The 19,259-nt window shown below is 70.7% G+C and carries 21 protein-coding genes and 1 pseudogene; 10 read left to right on the top strand and 12 right to left on the bottom strand.

The window, feature by feature from the left end; all coding sequences use genetic code 11:
- On the top strand, positions 1 to 419 hold a 419-nt coding region (locus GJ634_RS08510; protein WP_157502138.1), incomplete at its 5' end, for a PrsW family glutamic-type intramembrane protease.
- Here GJ634_RS08510 and GJ634_RS08505 read toward each other — a convergent pair.
- Positions 413 to 1,000, bottom strand: a complete 588-nt coding sequence (locus tag GJ634_RS08505; RefSeq protein ID WP_331714064.1) for a riboflavin synthase — start codon at positions 998 to 1,000, stop codon at positions 413 to 415. The two genes, GJ634_RS08510 and GJ634_RS08505, sit on opposite strands and share 7 nt — an antisense overlap.
- Positions 1,001 to 1,079: 79 nt before the next feature.
- Between GJ634_RS08505 and GJ634_RS08500 the strand changes: the two genes are divergently transcribed.
- Positions 1,080 to 1,319 (top strand): hypothetical protein, encoded by a 240-nt coding sequence (locus GJ634_RS08500; protein WP_197425456.1) that lies wholly within the window; start codon positions 1,080 to 1,082, stop codon positions 1,317 to 1,319.
- On the opposite strand, the gene GJ634_RS16050 is transcribed toward GJ634_RS08500, so the two are convergent.
- The 7 genes and pseudogenes from GJ634_RS16050 to GJ634_RS08475 form a co-directional block, all read right to left on the bottom strand.
- Positions 1,313 to 1,903: a M24 family metallopeptidase gene (locus GJ634_RS16050; RefSeq protein ID WP_231736995.1), complete on the bottom strand. Its 591-nt coding sequence runs from the start codon at positions 1,901 to 1,903 to the stop codon at positions 1,313 to 1,315. The two genes, GJ634_RS08500 and GJ634_RS16050, sit on opposite strands and share 7 nt — an antisense overlap.
- Before the next feature lie 422 nt (positions 1,904 to 2,325).
- A complete protein-coding gene (locus GJ634_RS08490) occupies positions 2,326 to 4,155 on the bottom strand; it encodes a UvrD-helicase domain-containing protein (protein WP_157502134.1) in 1,830 nt (609 codons plus the stop codon).
- A gap of 64 nt (positions 4,156 to 4,219) precedes the next feature.
- Positions 4,220 to 4,378, bottom strand: a complete 159-nt coding sequence (locus GJ634_RS15445) for a hypothetical protein (protein WP_169793378.1) — start codon at positions 4,376 to 4,378, stop codon at positions 4,220 to 4,222.
- 69 nt (positions 4,379 to 4,447) lie between these two features.
- Positions 4,448 to 4,624, bottom strand: coding sequence for an HVO_0416 family zinc finger protein (locus tag GJ634_RS15440; RefSeq protein WP_197425455.1), 177 nt, complete (start codon positions 4,622 to 4,624; stop codon positions 4,448 to 4,450).
- A 63-nt stretch (positions 4,625 to 4,687) separates the two neighbouring features.
- Positions 4,688 to 5,731: a zinc-dependent alcohol dehydrogenase family protein gene (locus GJ634_RS08485; protein ID WP_157502132.1), complete on the bottom strand. Its 1,044-nt coding sequence runs from the start codon at positions 5,729 to 5,731 to the stop codon at positions 4,688 to 4,690.
- A 59-nt stretch (positions 5,732 to 5,790) separates the two neighbouring features.
- Complete coding sequence (locus GJ634_RS08480; RefSeq protein WP_157502130.1) at positions 5,791 to 7,302, bottom strand: carboxypeptidase M32; 1,512 nt, start codon at positions 7,300 to 7,302, stop codon at positions 5,791 to 5,793.
- 25 nt (positions 7,303 to 7,327) lie between these two features.
- Positions 7,328 to 8,415 (bottom strand): annotated as a pseudogene (locus GJ634_RS08475) (M20 family metallopeptidase).
- A 111-nt stretch (positions 8,416 to 8,526) separates the two neighbouring features.
- On the opposite strand from GJ634_RS08475, the gene GJ634_RS08470 reads away from it, so the two are divergent.
- On the top strand, positions 8,527 to 10,380 hold the full coding sequence (locus GJ634_RS08470; RefSeq protein WP_157502128.1) for a PINc/VapC family ATPase: 1,854 nt from the start codon (positions 8,527 to 8,529) through the stop codon (positions 10,378 to 10,380).
- On the opposite strand, the gene GJ634_RS08465 is transcribed toward GJ634_RS08470, so the two are convergent.
- Both GJ634_RS08465 and GJ634_RS08460 read right to left on the bottom strand, forming a co-directional pair.
- On the bottom strand, positions 10,381 to 10,647 hold the full coding sequence (locus GJ634_RS08465; protein ID WP_157502126.1) for a winged helix-turn-helix domain-containing protein: 267 nt from the start codon (positions 10,645 to 10,647) through the stop codon (positions 10,381 to 10,383).
- An 88-nt stretch (positions 10,648 to 10,735) separates the two neighbouring features.
- Positions 10,736 to 11,533: a DUF4397 domain-containing protein gene (locus GJ634_RS08460; RefSeq protein WP_197425454.1), complete on the bottom strand. Its 798-nt coding sequence runs from the start codon at positions 11,531 to 11,533 to the stop codon at positions 10,736 to 10,738.
- A gap of 224 nt (positions 11,534 to 11,757) precedes the next feature.
- Here GJ634_RS08460 and GJ634_RS08455 point away from each other — a divergent pair, with 224 nt between their 5' ends.
- The 3 genes from GJ634_RS08455 to GJ634_RS08445 all read left to right on the top strand — a co-directional run bounded on the left by GJ634_RS08455 (position 11,758) and on the right by GJ634_RS08445 (position 15,106).
- The gene (locus tag GJ634_RS08455; RefSeq protein WP_157502122.1) at positions 11,758 to 12,057 is read left to right on the top strand and encodes a hypothetical protein; all 300 of its coding nucleotides are present in this window, start codon (positions 11,758 to 11,760) and stop codon (positions 12,055 to 12,057) included.
- 2 nt (positions 12,058 to 12,059) lie between these two features.
- The gene (locus GJ634_RS08450) at positions 12,060 to 13,892 is read left to right on the top strand and encodes a ribosome biogenesis/translation initiation ATPase RLI (protein WP_157502120.1); all 1,833 of its coding nucleotides are present in this window, start codon (positions 12,060 to 12,062) and stop codon (positions 13,890 to 13,892) included.
- 227 nt (positions 13,893 to 14,119) lie between these two features.
- Complete coding sequence (locus GJ634_RS08445) at positions 14,120 to 15,106, top strand: hypothetical protein (RefSeq protein ID WP_157502118.1); 987 nt, start codon at positions 14,120 to 14,122, stop codon at positions 15,104 to 15,106.
- Positions 15,107 to 15,422: 316 nt separating this feature from the next.
- Here GJ634_RS08445 and GJ634_RS08440 read toward each other — a convergent pair whose 3' ends face one another.
- On the bottom strand, positions 15,423 to 15,944 hold the full coding sequence (locus GJ634_RS08440; protein WP_157502116.1) for an archaemetzincin family Zn-dependent metalloprotease: 522 nt from the start codon (positions 15,942 to 15,944) through the stop codon (positions 15,423 to 15,425).
- A gap of 40 nt (positions 15,945 to 15,984) precedes the next feature.
- On the opposite strand from GJ634_RS08440, the gene GJ634_RS08435 reads away from it, so the two are divergent.
- The 4 genes from GJ634_RS08435 to npdG are packed head-to-tail and all read left to right on the top strand — an operon-like array spanning position 15,985 to position 18,344.
- Positions 15,985 to 16,395 (top strand): UPF0146 family protein, encoded by a 411-nt coding sequence (locus GJ634_RS08435; RefSeq protein ID WP_157502114.1) that lies wholly within the window; start codon positions 15,985 to 15,987, stop codon positions 16,393 to 16,395.
- A 32-nt stretch (positions 16,396 to 16,427) separates the two neighbouring features.
- Positions 16,428 to 17,303: a TIGR01548 family HAD-type hydrolase gene (locus GJ634_RS08430; protein WP_157502112.1), complete on the top strand. Its 876-nt coding sequence runs from the start codon at positions 16,428 to 16,430 to the stop codon at positions 17,301 to 17,303.
- Positions 17,304 to 17,346: 43 nt separating this feature from the next.
- Entirely contained in the window at positions 17,347 to 17,631 is a 285-nt protein-coding gene (locus tag GJ634_RS08425) for a hypothetical protein (RefSeq protein ID WP_157502110.1), read from the top strand.
- Positions 17,632 to 17,675: 44 nt separating this feature from the next.
- On the top strand, positions 17,676 to 18,344 hold the full coding sequence (gene npdG, locus GJ634_RS08420) for an NADPH-dependent F420 reductase (protein WP_157502108.1): 669 nt from the start codon (positions 17,676 to 17,678) through the stop codon (positions 18,342 to 18,344).
- On the opposite strand, the gene GJ634_RS08415 is transcribed toward npdG, so the two are convergent.
- Positions 18,315 to 19,259 (bottom strand): thiamine-phosphate synthase family protein (locus tag GJ634_RS08415; RefSeq protein WP_157502106.1); only part of this gene is annotated, 945 nt, incomplete at its 5' end. The two genes, npdG and GJ634_RS08415, sit on opposite strands and share 30 nt — an antisense overlap.

Raw genomic sequence — 19,259 nt, 5'->3', positions numbered from 1 at the left:
GCGCCGCGGCCGCCGACGTCGGCCTCCAGATCGCGGCGGTGCGCACGCTCGCGGGCCCCGGCCACGTCATCTACTCGGCGTTCGCGGGCTACTACCTCGGGCTGGCGAAGTTCAACCCGGACGACGCCGGCCCCATCGTCGTGAAGGGGCTGGTCATCGCGGCGGTCATCCACGCGGTGTACAACACGGTCGTGACGAACCTCGGCATGCTGACGGGGCCGCTCGGCCTCCCGTCCGGGCTGGTCTTCATCGGGTTCGTCGTCGTCTACGACGGCGTGCTGTTCTACGTGCTCTACCGCAAGCTCGTGGCGTACCGCACGGCCTACGAGCGCACGGACGCCGGCAGCTACGAGGACGAACCGGAGCGGGAGGACGCCGAGTTCCTCGTGGACCTCGGCGCCGAGGACGACGGTCAGTAGGCGTCGAGGCGTTCGACGTACTTCGCGACGACGTCGACTTCGACGTTCACGCGGTCGCCGGGCGCGCGCTCCGAGAGCGTCGTGAGGTCGTAGGTCGTCGGCACGACCGCGACCGAGAACGTCCCGGCCCGGTCGTCGACGTCCGCGACGGTGAGGCTGACGCCGTCGAGCGTAATCGAGCCCTTCTGTGCGACGTACTGCTCGTGGCCCTCGGGGAGCGCGAACGTGTACGTCCAGTCCTCGCCGACTGCCTCGACGCCGACGACTTCCGTGGTCGTGTCGACGTGGCCCTGCACGATGTGGCCGTCGAGGCGGCCCGCGGCGGGGAGCGCGCGTTCGAGGTTCACGGCGTCCCCTTCCACAATATCGCTGAGCGTGGTCGCGTCGAGGGTCTCGGTGGCGGTGAACGCCGTGAACCACCCGTCGCCGTGCTCCTCGACGGTGAGGCAGACGCCGCCGACGCTGACGCTGTCGCCGTGCGAGAGGTCCTCGAAGTCGGTCGCGACGCGGATGCGGCGGCCGTCGGGTTCGTCGACGACGCGCTCGACGGTGCCCGTCTCCTCGATGATGCCGGTGAACACGCCCTCAGTTTTGGGACTCGTAACGAAAACGCTGTGGGTTTCGGACGGGCTTAAGGTCGGCGAGCGCCCACGGGCGAACGTGAACATCCTCGACGCCGCCACGCTGGCCGTCGCCGTCGCGTTCGCCGCGCCGGCCGCCCTCTTCGGGGTCGAGACACTGCTCGCGGGCGACCCCACCGGCTGGGTCTTCCTCGGGTTCGCCGCGGGCATCGTCGCCTTCGAGCGGTACCTGACGACGCCGACGGACCTGCCGGTGCTCGCTGCGCAGAAGGCGACCGAGAAGGTCGTCGACGACCCCGACGACGACGACACTCAGTAGTCGGGCTTCGGGACGACCGACCGCGGGAACGACCCGACCCGTTCGACGCCCTCCTCGGTGGCGACCGCGAGGTCCGCGACCCACACCACCTGCTCGGCGGCCAGCTCCGCGCGCACCGCCAGCGCCGCGCCCGCCTCTATGACATCCTCCCCGGTCGGGCGTTCGCGGCGTTCGAGGCCGACGCCGTGGACAGTTCCTGTGCCGGCGGTCGGCGGGAAGCCGTACGAGCCCAGCTCGGCGGTGACTTCCTCTGCAGCCGCCGCAACGGTCGTCTCGCCGACGTCCACGATGTCGATGCCGGCGTCGACCGCGTACTGGCCGGCGAGCGTCGCGCGGCGCTCCCAGCCGCCGTCGCTGTCCGCGACGAACGTGCGCGCGAGCCAGCCGTGGTAGCCGTCCACGCGCGGAGTAACGCGAATCGGAACGGGGTCGTTGGCGGCAATCGGCCCCTCCGTGGCGACGACGGTTTCGGGGTCCGCGCCGGCCTGCGCCATCGCCGCGTTCGCGGTGCGGCGCACGCGCTCGGCGGCCACGTCGCTCTGGTCGCCGGCCGCGGTCGCGAGGACGGCGGCGGCAGCCGCCATCCCGTCCTCCGCGGCGGCCTGCGCGTCCCGCAGCGCGGCGAGTTCCCAGTCGGTCTTGCGTTCGCTCGCTCGCAGGGGTGGGCGTCCGTCGACGCGACGTCGACGCCCGCGTTCTCCAGGTAGAGCGCGGCGTCGTGCGGGAGCACGCGCGGCGCCAGCACGCTGTCGCCGACGAGGTCTGGGAGGCGCTCGGCGGGCGTCGAAACGGGGTCGAGGACGCGCGCGTCGTCGTTAACCGTCACGTAGTCGGGGAGCGGGCGCTCGGGGACGACGGCGACGCGGCCGGCGTAGACGACGGCCGCGCGGCACGGGAGGGCGGCGCCGCTCAGCGCGCGAACGAGCGGGTCGCCGGCCGGGCCGACGAAGACGAAGGCGTCAGCGCCCGCGTCGGCGAGCGCGCTGTCCAGCACCCCCGGCCGCATTCACGGGAGGTGGACGGGCGTGTCCGCTTCGAGGGCTTCGTCGAGGGTCTGGCCAGTCTGCTCGCCGTACAGCAGCACGTCGATGGGGAGCGTCGGGGCGCCGTTGATGAGGTTCTGGAGGAGCACCAGTCGCTCTCGGGCCCGGCTCATACCGACGTAGAAGACGCGGCGCTCGTTGTCCGTCAGAATCGGGACCGGGCTCGTCTTCGAGGTGAACTCCACGCCGTCCGGGACGTCCTCGGGGTCGGCGGTCGCCGCCATCTGCTCGACGACCTTCTCCGTGAGGTCCGTCGAGACGAAGACGTGGTCGGCCTCGCGGCCCTTCGCGGAGTGGATGGTGCCGACGCGCACGCGGTCGGGGTCCATGCCGCGGTAGTCGCCCTGGAAGTAGGCGTCGATGCTGCGGCGCTGGTAGCGGGTGACCTTCCGGAGCATGTCAGCGGCCGCGGACGGCCCGGGGACGAACGGCACGTAGTCCCGGATGAACTCCGCGGTGAACGTGAGCTCGGTGAGGTCGGTGTCCTCGCCCTGGGCCTCGTCGATGGCCTCCCGGAGGTCGTTGCGCTCGCGGGTGCCGAACGCCGAGTCCTGGAGCATGTCCATCAGGCGGCGGGCCTGCAGGCCGTCGATGGGGTCGTCGTCGTCGAGGGCTTCGACCGCGGAGATGTACTGCTGGAGGCGGTCCGTCCAGAGCCGCTGGTCGGTCAGCGCCTTGAACGGGATGCCCTCGCCGATGAACTCGTCGACGAAGTCGAACAGCTGGTAGCGCGCCCGGAACAGCACCATCACGGTCTCGTCCTCGGAGTCCTCGACGGTGCGGCGGACGTTCCGCACGAGGTCCAGCATCGAGGGGCTCTCGACGGCCTCGACGCTGCCGCCCTCCTTGCGGGGTTCGAGGTCCTTCTCCTGGCGGGTGTCGATGTGGCTGATCTCCTGCTGGACGACCTCCAGCACCTCCGAGGGGAGGCGGTAGGAGTTCGGGAGGACGACGTCGTCGGTGACCTTCGTGTTCAGGAGGAGCGCGGGGTCGGCGCCCTGCCACGCGTAGACGACCTGGTCGTCGTCGCCCGCGATGAGCACGCGCTCCATGTGCGGGCGCCACTCCTCGTAGACGTCGTACTGGAGGCTGGTGATGTCCTGGAACTCGTCGATGACGAGGTAGTCGACGTCGGGGAGCAGCGAGCGCTGCTTGACGCGCTCGAGCATGTCGGCGAACCCGACGAGCTCGTTCTCGCCCTTGTACGCGCGCCACGCCCGGATCGCCTCGGGGATGTCGTAGCGCTCGTCCGAGGACGGCCACGTCGGCGTGTACTTGTTGCCGACCTGCGCGTTGTCGTCGATCTCCGGGGGGAGCCGCACTTCCTCGTCGTTCCAGCGGAACGGGACGTCGTACCAGTCCGCGACGTCGCGGCTGGTCCGCTGGAGCCACTGGGAGGTCGCGATGACCTTGTTCCCGAGCGTGGTCGACCGGGCGGTGCGCCGGGACCCCGAGGAGTACTCGTCCTCGAAGGGGATGCCGTACTCCTCGCAGAACGCCTCCTTGTCGTCCTCGCCGACGACGTCGCCGCGGGAGAGCCCGAGCAGCTCGTAGGCCTTCGCGTGCATCGTGGCGACGTTCCCGCGCAGCGAGCGCGGGTTGACGTCGAGCCGCTCGGCGAGCCGTTCGCGGACCTCGGCCGCTGCGGCACGCGTGTACGAGACGACGAGGATGTCGCGAACGTCCACGTCGTCGTCCTCCAGAATTTCCTCGACGTGGTCGAGGAGCGCGGTCGTCTTCCCGCTCCCCGGACCACCGAACAGCCGCGTGACTTCCGGCTCCGAGTCCGTCATTAGGCAACTAGAGGAACCGAAACGGTATAAACCGCTTGAAATTCTCCGCTACGCAGACACGAACCTACGTGCGCCGCGTCGACCGGGCCTCCCGGACCTCCGCGCCGTCCCGGATCTTGTCCTCGCAGTTCGGACACACGCGCGGGGCGCCCTGTTCGTTCGGCGTGAACACTCTCGCGTAGGCGTCGGTCACGAACGACCCACAGTTCTGGCACTCCGGCATGACTTCACGAGAGGGTTTCTCGGGGGTCTTCTTATGCGTGCTGGCCGTCGAACGCGGGGAACTGCCCGGCTACGCGGGCGACCACCCGCACACCGTGCAGGTTCGCGCGTTGCCGTCGTGGAGCCCACCGCACTCCGGACACTGCTTCTTGTTGTAGCTCTCCTCCCACGTCTGGGTGTCGTGGCCGCGGTCTTCGAGGAACTCGTCCAGAAGCGAGTCGTCGTCCGGGTTCGGTGCGCTCGACATGATACGTGGTACGCTATGTCATACCACTACTTGAAACTATCGAGGTGACAGGCACGTATCGTTTCAGGGTTTCACGAGCACCTTGATGGCATCGCGCTCGTCCATCGCGCGGTAGCCCTCGTCGACGTCCTCGAGGCCGACGGTCTCCGTGAAGATGGGCGACGGGTCCAGCGTCCCCTGCAGCACGTCGGCCATCAGGTCCTCCGCGTACGCGCGGACCGGCGCGACGCCGCCGTTCAGGGTCACGTTGTCGCTGAACATCGTGAACACGTCCAGTCCCTCGTCGGCGACGCCGTGCGGGACGCCGACGTAGCCGACCGTCCCGCCGGGCCGGGCGACGGCGATGGCGGTGTCCATCGCGGCCGCCGCGCCCACGCACTCCATGACCTGGTTCGCGCCGCCGTACGTGAGTTCGGTCGCGCGCTCGACCGCCTCCTCGCCGCGCGCCGAGACGGTCTCGGTCGCGCCGAACTCCTCGGCGAGCTCGAGGCGGTCCTCGTGGTGGCCCATCGCGACGATGCGCTCGGCGCCGAGGCGCTGGGCGGCGAGCACGCCGCAGAGCCCGACCGCGCCGTCGCCGACCACGACGACCGTGTCGCCCTCGCCGACGCCCGCACTGACCGCGGCGTGGTGGCCCGTGCCCATCACGTCCGTCAGCGGGAGCAGCGACTCCAGCGTGTCCTCGTCGTCGGCGTACCTGTCGGGAACGCGGACGAGCGTGCCGTCCGCGTACGGGCACTTCACGTACTCGCCCTGCCCGCCGCCGTTCGCTTCGTTCCCCCAGCCCTCCTCCTCGACGCAGGACGTGTAGAGGCCCTTCCGGCAGAACTCGCACTCCCCGCAGGAGATGGCGAACGGCGCGAGCACGCGGTCCCCGGGCTCGACGGAGGTCACGTCGTCGCCGACCGCCTCCACGATGCCCATGGGTTCGTGGCCGACGCGCGAGCCCTCCTCGCGGTCGCTGTCCCCGCGGTAGAACCAGAGGTCCGAGCCGCAGACGGCGGTGTGCGTGACGCGAATCACGGCGTCCTCTGGCGACTCGACTTCCGGCTTCGGGACGTCCTCGACGACGACCTCGCCGGGCCCCTCGTAGATTGCGGCGCGCATGCTCGCCGGTGCGTGCGGAACTCGGAAAAAGCCACCCGGCCGGCGACGGTCTCGCCGCTTCAGAGGTCGTAGAGGTCGGTGTACTTCTCGGTGACGTAGTCGACGAAGTGGTCGGCGTTGTACGGCTCGCCGGTCGCCTCCTCGACGAGTTCCGGGGTCGTGTACCGCGCGCCGTGCCGGTGGACGTGCTCCTCGAGCCAGTCGGCGATGACGTCGAAGTTCCCGTTCCGGACCTTCTCGTCGACGTCGCCGACGTCGGCCTCGAGGGCGTCGTAGATCTGGGCGGCGAGCACGCTGCCCAGCGAGTACGTCGGGAAGTAGCCGAACGAGCCGTGGCTCCAGTGGATGTCCTGCAGGCAGCCCTCCGCGTCGTTGTCCGGTCGAATCCCGAGGTACTCCTCGTACTTGTCGTTCCAGCGCTCCGGGACGTCCTCGACGTCGAGGTCGCCCTCGATGAGCTCGCGCTCGATCTCGAAGCGCACGATGATGTGCATGTGGTAGGTGAGCTCGTCCGCCTCGACCCGGATGAGGTTGTCCTCGTACACCTCGTTGGCGGCCTCGTAGGCCGCTTCGGGCGTGGCGTCCTCGAGCTGGGGGAAGCGCGCTTGCATCGCGGGCAGGAACTTCTCCCAGAACACCCGCGAGCGCCCGACGTGGTTCTCCCAGAGGCGGCTCTGGGACTCGTGGACGGTGAGGTCTCGCGACTCACCGAGCGGGTTGCCGTACTGCTCGCGGGGCAGCCCGAGCGTGTAGCGGGCGTGCCCGAACTCGTGAATCGTCGACATCAGGGCGTCGACGGGGTCGTCCTCGCTGAACCGCGTGGTGACGCGGGCGTCGAACTGGTTCCCGGTGGAGAACGGGTGCGGCGCGGTGTCGATGCGGCCGTGCTCGAAGTCGTAGCCGAGCGTGTCCAGCACGTCCCGGGCCAGTTCCTCCTGGGTGTCGACGTCGAACTCGCCGTCGAAGGGGTCCGCGAGCTCCACGTCGCTCGCGCGGACGTCCTCGATGAGCGGCACGAGCTCCTCGCGCAGGCGTTCGAGCACGCGCTCGGCGGTGTCGAGGTCGAGGTACGGCTCGTAGTCCGCGAACAGCACCTCGTAGGCGGGCTTGTCGGGGTCGATGTGCTCGGCGTACTCCCGCTTCAGCTCCACGAGGTCCTCCAGAACCGGCGCGAACACGGAGAAGTCGTCCTCCTCCTTCGCCTGTTTCCACTTCGGCAGCGCCTCGCTGGTCGTCTCGGAGATCTCCGCGACCAGCTCGCCCGGCACGCGGTCCGCGCGCTCGTACTGGCGGCGAATCTCCCGGACGACCGCGGCCTGCTCGCCGCCGAGGTCGGCGTCCTCGAGCTCGTCGAGCCACTCGCCGACCTGGTCGTCCGTGAGGAGGTCGTGGGAGAGCTCCGAGAGCGCGGACTTCTGCTTCGAGCGGGCGGGCGTCCCGCCCTCGGGCATCATCACCTCCTGGTCCCACTGGAGGATGCCGCTGGCGGCGTTGACGTTCGAGAGCTGTTCGTAGTGGTCGAGGAGCGCCTCGTAGGCGTCGGGCGCCTCCTCGGTGGCCTGCGTGGACATACGTACGCGTACGCGGCGCAGCCTATCAGGATTGTCCTCCCGGAATCCCGTCCGCAGCGCGTCGGTACACCGCTCGACACCGCGAGAGCACGTCCAGCGAGACGCTCTCGTCGGCGGTGTGGGCCTCGCCGGGTTCGGCCGGTCCGCAGACCAGACACGTCGTCCCGGCGTCCGCGAGCCAGCCGGCGTCCGTCGCGTGCGGCTTCGCGACGTGCTCCCCGGCGCCGTCCTGCACTGTGCGGGCGGCCTCGAGCACGCTGTCGGCGAACGCGGCGTCGTCGCAGGCCATCGGCGGCAGGTCCTGGTCGACCGTCCACGAGACGCCCTCGACGTCCTCGACGCGTTCGAGGGCGGCGCGCTCGCCCGGCACCGTGCGCTCGTCGACGGTGACCTCGCAGGACTCGGGAATCACGTTCCACGCCGTCCCGCCCTCGATTTCGGTGACGGCGAGGCTCCCCGCGAGGTGCTGGCCGAGCACGTCGGCGGCGGGCGCGTCGAGGTCCCGGAGCACGTCCACCGCGTCGCAGGCGCGGTAGACCGCGTTCTCGCCGGATTCGACCTCGCTGGCGTGCGCGGCCTCGCCCGCCGCGGTGACCGTGCTCGCGCGCCGGCCCTTGTGCGCGACCGCGACGTCGAGCACGCCGCCCTCGGAGTACCCCGTCGACCCCTCGCCGACGACCGCGTAGTCGGGCGCGAACCCCTCGCTGATGGCGTGCCGGGCGCCCTCGCCGCCGACCTCCTCGCCGACGAACGACGCGAACGCGAGCGGGCCGTCGGGCTCGGCGTCCCGGAACGCCAGCAGCATCGCCGCGACGGCGCCCTTCATGTCCGCGGTGCCGCGGCCGTACAGCCGGCCGTCGTCCTCGTAGACGACGTAGTCGCCGTCGTCAGTTTGGCTCTCGTCCGGCGGCACGACGTCGTGGTGGCCGACGAACGCGAGGCTGTCGCCGTCGGCGTCCTCGTTGCGCCACGCGATGACGTTCCCCGCGCCGTCGCGGGTCACGTCGCGTCGGTCTCCTCGCGGAGCCACGACGCGATTGCGTCGCCCGCCGCGGTCTCGTCGTCGTGGCTCGGAATCGAGACGAGCCGTTCCGTGAGGTCCCGGAGTTCCATGTGCGGCCGGACGCGTTCGAGGCGTTAGTCGCCTTCGGCGGCGCTGTTGGAAGACGGCGACGCCCCGAGGCAAGTACCCTTATCAGTACGCCGCGACTACGCGGAGGTAACATGAACATCGTGCCGGACACGAGCGTCGTCGTCGACGGCCGCATCTCGCAGCGGGTCGAGGACGGCGAGTACGAGGGCGACACCGTCTACGTGCCGGAAGCGGTCGTCGGCGAAGTGGAGGCGCAGGCGAACAGCGGCCGCCAGACCGGCTGGGACGCCCTCGAGGAGCTCCAGCGGCTCGTCGAGCTCGCGGACGAGGGGCGAATCGAGGTGAAGTACGTCGGCGAGCGCGCCGGCGAGGAGGACATCAAGCGCGCGTCGGCGGGCGCCATCGACGCCATCATCCGCGACGTGGCGATGGCCCACGACGCCCGCTTCCTCACCAGCGACATCGTGCAGGCGGAGGTCGCGAAGGGGAAGGGCATCGACGTGGAGTACCTCGAGCCGCTCGAGCGCGAGCTCGGCGAGCTCGGCCTCGAGCAGTACTTCGACGAGCAGACGATGAGCGTCCACCTGAAGGAGGGGATGGTGCCGATGGTCAAGCGCGGCGAGGTCGGGGAGATCGAGTACCAGCCCGCGGGCGACGACGAGGAGCTGGACGCCGACACCATCGAGGAGTACGCGAACGAGGTCATCGCGACGGCGAAGCGCGAGGACGACGCGTTCGTGGAGCTCTCCGAGGAGGGGATGACCATCGCGCAGGTGCGGGACATGCGCATCGCGGTGTCGACGCCGCCGTTCTCCGAGAGCGCCGAAATCACCGCGGTCCGCCCCATCGTGAAGACGACGATGGACGACTACGAGCACGCCGACGAGCTCCGCGAGCGGCTGCTGGAGCGGGACCGCGGCGTGCTCATCGCGGGCGCGCCGGGCGCCGGGAAGTCGACGTTCGCGCAGGCGGTCGCGGAGTTCCTCGCGGACCACGGCAACGTCGTGAAGACGATGGAGAAGCCCCGCGACCTGCAGGTCGGCGAGGAGGTCACCCAGTACACGGAGCTCGGCGGGGAGATGTCCAAGACCGCCGACTCGCTGCTGATGGTGCGGCCGGACTACACCATCTACGACGAGGTGCGGAAGACCGACGACTTCGAGGTGTTCGCGGACATGCGGCTGGCGGGCGTCGGGATGGTCGGCGTCGTCCACGCCACGCGGCCCATCGACGCGCTCCAGCGGCTCGTCGGGCGCGTCGAGCTCGGCATGATTCCGCAGATCGTGGACACCGTCGTCTACATCGAGGAGGGCGACGTGGAGACCGTCTACGACGTGAAGACCGAGGTGAAGGTCCCCGAGGGCCTGATGGAGGAGGACCTCGCGCGCCCCGTGATTCAGGTGCGGGACTTCGCGACCGGGACGCCCGCCTACGAGATCTACACGTTCAACCGGCAGGTCGTCACGGTGCCCCTCGACGACGCGCAGGAGAGCCCCGAGTCGGGCGTGGACAAGCTCGCGAAACAGGAGGTCGAGCGGGAGGTGCAGGCGGCGACCCGCGGCCCCGTGGAGGTGGACATTCGCGGGCCGAACGAGGCCGTGGTGTACGTCTCCGAGGACGAGATCAGCCACGTCATCGGGAAGGGCGGCGGCCGCATCTCGGACATCGAGGACCGCCTCGGCATCAGCATCGACGTGCGCACGCTCGACGAGCGCACCACCGAGACCGCCGGCGGCGGCGGTGGCGACGCGCAGGCCGCTGGGCAGGTGGTAACTCCGGAGGTCACGTCCCGGCACATCATCCTGCCGCTGTCCGGCGACCGCGCGGGCGAGACCGTCGAGGTGCAGGCCGACGGCGAGTACCTGTTCACGGCGACGGTCGGCCGCGGCGGCGACATCCAGGTCTCCCGGGGGTCGGCCATCGCGGAGGAGTTAGAGCGGGCCATCGACCGCGAGCGCACGATCACGGTCGTGCCGAACGAGTAATCAGGCGGCTTCGGCGTCGGCGGACGGTTCGCCGTCCGCCTCGCCGGTCAGCTGGTAGAGGCTCTGGCGGGCGTCGGCGAAGTAGATGTCCTCGTCGACGACCCCGCGCTCCTCGAGGCGTTCGAGCGCGTAGCGGACGGTGCGCGCGGAGAGCATGGTTTCCTCGACGATTCGCTTCTGGGTGAGGGGGCCGTCGTACTCGAGCACCTTGTAGACGAGCTTGGCGCTCGGCGGGAGGTCCTCCAGCACACTGTCGTCTTCAGCCATCGTTACGTTTCGAAACACTCCACGCGCTTAAAAGTGCGGGAGCGAGTCCCACGGACGGCGGAGCCGCGCCGTCCCGCGACGCGGCGGCCTACTCCGGTCCCTCGGTCTGCCCGGGACCGTCCGTGGTCGTCACCAGGTCGAACTCGGGCTGGTCGCCGGACGGCTCGAGGTAGCCCACGGCGAACGCGGAGTACGCGGTGCCGCCCTCGACGGTCACGTCGAACGTCGTGACGACGTCGCCGGAGCCGTCCTCCGTGTCCGGACGCACTTCGAGCGTGTACGACCCCGGCGGCACCGACGCGTAGTCGGTCGTGTCGCCGAACGCCGCGCCGTCGAAGAGCACGTCCCCGCTGGACTCCACGGTCACGTCGACCGCGGGCGCGTCCGGGGAGCCGTGGAACAGCCGCACGAGGGACTCCTCGTCGCCCGGCGCCTCCGACTGGTCGGCGAGCAGGCCGACCGAGAACGCGGTGTCGGACCCCTCGTCGGCGCCGAGTTCGCCGTACGCGAGCGCGGACTGGTAGCCAGCCTCCACCGGCACCGTCTCGTCGAAGACGACCGTGCTCTCGTCGCCCGCCGCGGTGATGCGGACGTCGTACTCGCCCGGCGGGAGCTCGGCGTACGGCGTCACGCCCTTGTACGGCGCCTCCTCGAACGCGAGCTGGTCGTTCACGTAGACGTCGACGGCGGGCGCGCCGGGCGCCGCGTGGACCGCGCGAACGAACGCCTGTTCGCCGCTCTGCGTCGTGGTCTCCTCGGCCGTCTCCGTCGGCTCCTCGGTGGTGCCCGCGGTCGTGCCGTTGGCCTGCGTGGTCACGTCGCCGTCGCCGCCGCCGTCCGTACAGCCCGCGAGCGCGGCGGCCAGTGCGGTTCCGGAGAGTGTCACGAAGCGACGCCGGTCGATTTTGGGTGGCGTTCCCATGAGAGCACGCGTGGGCCGACGCCCGGTTTGCTATACACTCCCTACGCGACGTACACTCGGCCTGTTCGCGAGTATGGAGCGCGTACGCCGGCAGGACGTGCCGGTTCGCGGGCCGAACCGCCCGCGGGCCGGCGTCGCGGCCTCCGTCAAGCGAACACCTTTTGAGCGCGGCTCACGGAGGAGAGTGTATGACAGAAACCGCGGACCCGACGGCTGCCCACCGGCGCAGCCTGAAGGTGACCACAATCGCCACCCTCGGCGGCGTCGCGGCGGCGTTCGCCTCGGAGGCGGTCGTCGCGGACGCGACCAGCCGCATGGGGCTGCTCGTGTTGCTCGGCGTGGTCGCCGTCGAACTCGGGCTGATGCGAGTCACCGGCGTCGACGTCTCGGAGTTCTCCGCGAAGGACCACCTCTACGTCGGCTTCATGTCGTTCGCCCTCTGGTTCATCACGTGGGGCGTACTGCTCTCCGAAGGCATCACCTTCTAACGATGGCCGACGACAGCATCGCGGTCGTGGACCTCGACAGGTGCCAGCCCGACCGCTGTAACTACGAGTGCTCGAACTACTGCCCGCCGAACCGGACGGGCAAGGAGTGCATCACGCTCCGCGGCGAGGACGCCGAGGACGGCGACCCCGACCAGGTCCGCATCAGCGAGGAGATCTGCCTCGGGGAGACGTGTGGCATCTGCGTCGAGAAGTGCCCGTTCGACGCCATCGAGATCATCAACCTCCCGCAGGAGCTCGACGACGAGCCCACCCACCGGTACGGCGAGAACGCGTTCTCGCTGTACGGCCTCCCGGTCCCCGAGCCCGGGAAGGTGACCGGCCTGCTCGGCCCGAACGGTATCGGGAAGTCGACCGCGGTGAAGATTCTCGCCGGCGAAATCACCCCGAACCTCGGCCGCCACGCCGAGGAGCCGTCGTGGGACGAGGTCGTCGACGAGTACCGCGGCACGGAGCTGCAGGACTACCTCGAGGCCGTCCGCAGCGGCGACGTCGAGGTCGCCCGGAAGCCCCAGTACGTCGACCAGATTCCCGACCAGTTCGACGGCACCACCCGCGAGCTGCTCGAGCGGACGGACGAGCGCGGCGTCCTCGACGAGCTCGTCGACCGGCTCTCGATCCGCCCGGTCGTCGACCAGTCCATCGACTCGCTGTCCGGCGGCGAGCTCCAGCGGGTGGCGCTGGCGGCGACGCTCGCCCGCGACGCGGACTTCTACTTCGTGGACGAGCTCACGCCGTACCTCGACATCGGCCAGCGCGTCACCGCGGCGCGCATCGTCCGCGAGCTCGCCGAAGAGGAGGACAAGGCCGTGCTCGTCGTCGAACACGACCTCGCGGTGCTGGACCTGCTCGCGGACTCCGTCCACGTCGCGTACGGCGAACCGTCGGTGTACGGCGTGGTCACGACGCCGAAGAGCGTGCGCAACGGCATCAACGAGTACCTCCGCGGCTACCTCGACAACGAGAACATGCGCATCCGGCCGGAGGCCATCACGTTCGAGGAGCACGCGCCGCGGCCGGCGACCCGCGAGGACACGCTGGTCTCGTACCCCGACCTCACGAAGTCCTACGGCGAGGGCGAGTTCACGCTGACCGTCGACGGCGGCGACATCCACCGCAACGAGGTCCTCGGCGTGGTCGGCCCGAACGGCATCGGGAAGTCCACGTTCGCCCAGATTCTCGCGGGCGACCTCGACCCGACGACCGTCGACGGCGAAGCGGGCGCGGACCTCGACGTCGGGATGGACATCGCGTACAAACCCCAGTACGTCGAGGCCGACCAGCACATCCGCGTCGACGCGTTCCTCTCCTCGATCACGGACGACTTCGGCACGAGCTACTGGCAGACCGAGATCGGCGACCCGCTCCAGCTCGACGCCATCCTCGAGCAGAACCTCACGGACCTCTCCGGCGGGGAGCGCCAGCGCGTCGCCATCGCCGCGACGCTCTCGAAGGACGCCGACCTCTACCTGCTCGACGAGCCGAGCGCCCACCTCGACGTCGAACAGCGCGTGCTCGCGACCCGCGCCATCCGGCGGTTCGCGGAGAACCGCGAGACCACCGTGATGGTCATCGACCACGACATCTACATGATCGACCTCGTGAGCGACCGGCTGATGGTCTTCGACGGCGAGCCCGCCGAACACGGCCGCGCGTCGACGCCGCAGGAGATGCGCTCGGGGATGAACGAGTTCCTCGCGAACCTCGACGTCACCTTCCGCCGCGACGAGAACCTCGGCCGCCCGCGCATCAACAAGCCCGGCAGCCAGCTCGACAAACAGCAGAAGCGCGACGGCGAGTACTACTACACGAACTGAGCGGCGCGGTTTTTTGGAGCAGGTTTTTGCGCGAGCCGTCGCCCCGCGGCGGCGAGCGGAAAAAGGTGCGTGCACGAGCAACAGAAGCGCGACGGCGAGTACTACTACACGAACTGACTGCTTCGGCCGCTCGGGCGCTTAACGCGGCTTAATCGGCGTTAACTCTCTAGAAGTCGCGTGCACGGTCCCGCGGGTATAAAGCCGGGGACGCCCAACGACCGGTCGAGATGAGAGCGACCGTACTCGTCGTGGCTGCACTGCTCGTCGTCGGCGCCGCTGCGCCGCTGGCTGCGGCGTCCGCAGCGGGCGGCTCGGCGGCGGCCGCCGGCGTCGCGGTGCAAGACGGCGACGCGAACAACGAGACCGACAACGAGACGGCGCCGGGCGCACGGCTCGCCGGCGTTGTCGGCGTACAGGCCGCGGAAGTCGAGGGCGAGGTCGAGCGGCGGGCGTTCGGCCACCAGATTCGGGCGGCGAACTCGAACGCCTCGAAGGCGTCCGTGGTCGCGAACCACACGGAGCACCTCGACCAGCGCCTCGAAGACCTCCGGGAGCGCAAGCAGGAGCTGGAAGCGAACCGGGGCAACGTCTCGACGGGTCGCTACCACGCCGAGATGGCGCGGCTGGCCGCCGAAATCTCGACGCTCCAGCGGCTGACCAACGAGACCGCCGAGACCGCGCGGGGGCTGCCCGCCGAGACCCTCGAGGCCAACGGCGTGAACGTCACGGCGCTCGACCGGCTCCGGACGTCCGCGAGCAACCTCTCCGGCCCCGAGGTCGCGGCCATCGCGCGCAGCATCGCCGGGCCGCCGGGCAACGGGAGCGCGGGCCCGCCGTTCGGCATCGGCGCGGGCGGCCCGCCGAGCGACGGCCCGTTCGGTGAGCGCGACGACGGCAACGAGACCGACGACGAGACGGACGCCGGTACGCCCGGGAACGGCCCCGACGCGCCCGGTGAGGTGGGCAGCGACGACGGCAACGAGACGGTCGCCGGCGCGGGTGACGCGCCGGGAAACTCGCCGGGCGCGTCCGGTAACGGACCGGGCGCGAACACCAGCGAGAACGAGACGAGCGACGAACCCGGACCGCCGGGCGCGTCCGGTAACGGACCGGGCGCGAACACCAGCGAGAACGAGACGAGCGACGAACCCGGACCGCCGGACGACGCCGGCCCGTTCGGCCACCTGAGCGCGCTCGCCTCGCTACGCCACTAATCGGTACGGTCGCAGGCGGTTTTCTCCGAGCGATTCACCGAACACAGACGGCAGCGCGAAGCAGCCGGCAACGAGCATCCGCGAGTGAGCGGCGCGAGGCGCGAGGAACGAGCGCCTCGGACTGCGCGAACGGGGAGCGGAGCGACCCGTGAGCGGCTCGGAGAACCCGAGGCGAGCGGTTCACCGAGCGCGAACGGACTGAGCGCTCGGGCCGACGACCGAACGGAGCGCCGGAGGCGCGAAGTGAAGGCGGAGTGCTTTTGGCCGAGCTTTTGCCGAGGGCGCGCGGAGCGCGCCCGCAGCGCAGAAGGTCGCTTCAGAAGACCGCTCGCTGGCAGCTCCCGCAGAGGTGCTGTTCCTTGCGGTCGACCTCCTGGACGGTGGGGGAGAAGTTCATCGCGCAGCGGTTGTTGTCGCAGTGTTCGAGGCCGAGCGTGTGGCCGAGTTCGTGGACGACTTCCTTGCGGACGCGGTCGGCGAACACGTCGCTGGCGGGGCGCTCGGAGAAGCCGCCGTCGCTGGACGTCTGGAGGCGGTACGTGGAGACGACGCAGCCGCGGCCGTCGAGGTACGCGAGCCCGAAGACGTAGTTGCGGCGGCGGTAGTAGAGGTCCTCGGGCGTGATGGCGATGGTCTTGTCGCCGCTGGCGGCGCGGGTGGCGACGTCGATGAACTCGGCGGCGCGGTACTGGCCGCGGGCGTCGTCGTACGCGCTCTCGGGGACCGGTTGCTCGGGCGCGACGACGACGTCGCAGTCGTAGATGCTCCGAAGGCTGGCGGAGGCCTCGCGTTTGACGTTCGCGGGAACGTCGCCGACGGGCACGATGTCGACCCGCATTAGGACGATGTTAAGCGGCGTGAGGCATAAACATCCCGGCATGGGTAACCCGCCCGACGTCGCGGACGTGCTCGCGGGCTACGAGCGACTGGTGGAGGTCGGCGTGGGCCGGCGGCCGGACGTGGCGGCCGACCTCGCGTCGCGCGGCCGGGACGTGACGGCGACGGACGTCCACGAGCGCGAGGTCCCGGAGGGCGTGGCGTTCGTTCTGGACGACGTGACTGACCCGGAGCCGTCGGTGTACGCGGGCGCCGACGCGGTGTACGCGCTGAACTGCCCGCCGGAGCTCCACCGCGCGCTGCTCGCGGCGGCGGAGGCGGCGGGCGCGGCGTGCCTGTTCACGACGCTGGGCGGCGACCAGCCCGCGGTGCCGGTCGAACGCCGGACCGTCGCCTCGGGGACGCTGTACGTCGCGCGGGAGGCGGACGAGGACCCGCGGCCGGGGACGTAACTGTCTTTTCGGCGGGCCGCGTCCGGGAGCGTATGGAAGTGGACGCGGTCGTGCTCGACGTCGACGGCGTGCTCGTGGACGTCGCGGACTCCTACCGGCGCGCAATCGTAGAGTCGGTCCAGTACGTCTACGGGGACACCATCGAGAGGGCCGCCGTCCAGCAGTTCAAGGACGCGGGCGGGTTCAACAACGACTGGACACTGACCGACGCAGCGGCGCTGTTCGTGCTCGCGAGCCGAGAGGGCTACGAGGGCGACGTCGCCGAGTTCACCGACCGAATCGCCGAGCACAGCGGGGGCCTCGCGGGCGCGGAGGCGGTCGTTGAGTCCCACCTCGACCCGGGCGGCGTCGAGCGCGTGCGCGAGGACTGGCGGCCGGACCGGCTCCGCGAGGTGTTCCAGCAGCTCTACCTCGGAACCGACCTCTACGAGGAGCTGGAGGGCGCGGAGCCGGACCTCCCCGACGAGGCCGGGTACATCAACGACGAGCCGGTCATCGTGACCGCGGAGACCGTCGACGCGCTCACGAGCGAGTTCCCGGTCGGTGTGCTGACGGGACGCCCCGAAGCGGAGGCCGAAATCGCTCTCGACCGCGTGGGGCTGGACGTCCCCGCCGAGTACCGGTTCACGATGGACGACTGGGAGGAGGGGAAGCCCCACCCGCGGGCGCTGGTCGCGCTCGCCGAGCGCACGGGCGCGGACGCGGTGGCGTTCGTCGGGGACACGCTCGACGACGTCGAGACGGTGCTGAACGCCCGGGAGGCCGACCCGGAGCGGACGTACTACGCGTTCGGCGTGCTCACGGGCGGGCTGACAGGACCGGAGGGGCGCCGGAAGTACGAGGACGCGGGCGCGGACGGCGTCCTCGACTCCGTCAACGACCTCCCCGAGGTCCTCGAGCGGCGGTAGCGCGGCCACATCGCATAACACGCTGGCGGCCGCAGCCACCCGCATGGACGAACTCGTGACGATTCTCCGCGAACAGGAGGCCGGCCCGGTCCACATCGAGGTCGACGACGAGTGGGAGCACGACGTCGAACTCGAGGACGCCGAGGAGGGCGAACGGGGGTTCTACGCCGAGGGCCGGGACGTGGAAGCCGAGAACGTGCTGTTCCGGTTCACGACGCCGAAGACCAGCGACGAGCGCGTGACCGTCGAGCGCCGCCACGCCCGCGACGACGAGTGGGAGGAGCTCGGCCGGCTGACGGGCGTGGACGTCGAGACCCACGTCGGGTAGCTCACTCACACAATTCTTAACCGCGCGCCGGGAGACACTGAGGTATGCGAATCGCGTTACTCGGCGGGACTGGCGACATCGGCGAAGGGCTGGCGCTGCGGTGGGCGTACGACACCGACCACGAGGTCGTCGTCGGCTCGCGTGACCCCGAGAAGGCCCGGGCGAAGGCCGACGCGTACGAGACCGAACTGGACAGCCGCGGCGTCGACCGGAAGGTCACGGGGTTCGCCAACGGGATGGCGGCCGACCGCGCGGACGTCGTGGTGCTGGCGGTGCCGCCGTACCACGTCGCGGACGTCGTCGAAGAGATCGCGGACCGCATCGACGAGGAGACCCTGCTCGTGTCGCCGGCGGTCGGGATGAAGAAACGCGAGGGCGGCTTCGACTACAACCCGCCGAGCGCGGGCAGCGTCACCGAACTGGTCGCCGAGACGGCGCCCGACGAGGTGCCCGTGGTGGGCGCGTTCCAGAACCTCTCGGCGGACCGGCTGGCGAACCTCGACGTGGAACTGGACCTCGACACGCTCGTCGTCGGCGACGACGGCGACGCCAAGCGGAACGTCGTCGACCTCGCGGAGGGCATCGAGGGCATTCGGGCGCTGGACGCCGGCCCGCTCGCGAACGCCGCCGAGGTGGAGTCGCTGACGCCGCTGCTCGTGGACCTCGCGCTCCACAACGACGGCCTACACGACGTCGGCGTCACGTTCGAGTGACGCGGCGGTTCTGAGCTTCTCCAGCAGCGCGTCGGCGTCCGCAGCGACCACGCGAATCATCGCTTCCTTGCCGACGGCGCCGCGGTCGACGACGGCGTCGGGCGCGCGGTCGCGGCCGGCCGTTGCCTCGCGGGCGGCCCAGTCCATCGTGCCGTCGACCTCCTCGGGTTCCTCGGTGCGGTCGACGCGTTCGACGTCCCAGCGCTCCCGCAGCGCGGCTTCCCGGGCCTCGCTCCAGCGGACGTTCCCCGCGGCGGCAACCCGGGGGTCGCGTTCGCGGACGCCGAGCAGGAAGCGCGCGACGTGACTGGACGCGCCGGGCGCGACGCCACCCGTGGCGCGCACCCCGCGCTTGGTCGCGTGCAGGCGGCCGTCGACGGCGACCACGTCGTCGGGAGCGGTGGCGTCGGCGGGGGCGGCGGCAACGTTCGTCCCGACTTCGGGGACGAGTTCGGGCGGCCACTCGCGTTCGAGCGCGGCGACGACATCGTTCACTGCGTCGATGGCTGCGCGGACGTCGGCGTAGTCGCCGCTCTCGGGGTCGGTGCGGGCGCCGTCGGCTCGCAGGGGCGCGTCGGCGATTGCGCGGTGGTCGACGGGGCCGGTGCCCGCCCCGAGCGAGAGGTTCGAGGCGATGGCGGTGGCGGTGGCGTCGACGCCGCGTTCGACGGCCGTCTCCCGGTCGTCGCCGCGCGCGAGGTAAGCGGCGACGGCTGCGGAGAGCGTGCAGCCCGAGCCGTGCGTGTCCGCGGTGTCGACGCGCTCCCGGGAGAACGCGCGGGTCGTCTCGCCCGCGTAGACGTCCACGGGGTCGCCGTCGAGGTGGCCGCCCGTGACGAGCACCGCGTCCGGGCCGAGGTCGCGGACTGCGTCGGCGGCCGCGCGGAGGTCGCCCTCGCCCGCGACGTCGACGCC

This window comes from Halobacterium sp. CBA1126 (assembly GCF_009741975.1).
GTDB lineage: Archaea > Halobacteriota > Halobacteria > Halobacteriales > Halobacteriaceae > Halobacterium.
Note: the sequence above shows the minus strand (reverse complement) of the source record. Positions and strands in the feature narration are given on the sequence as shown.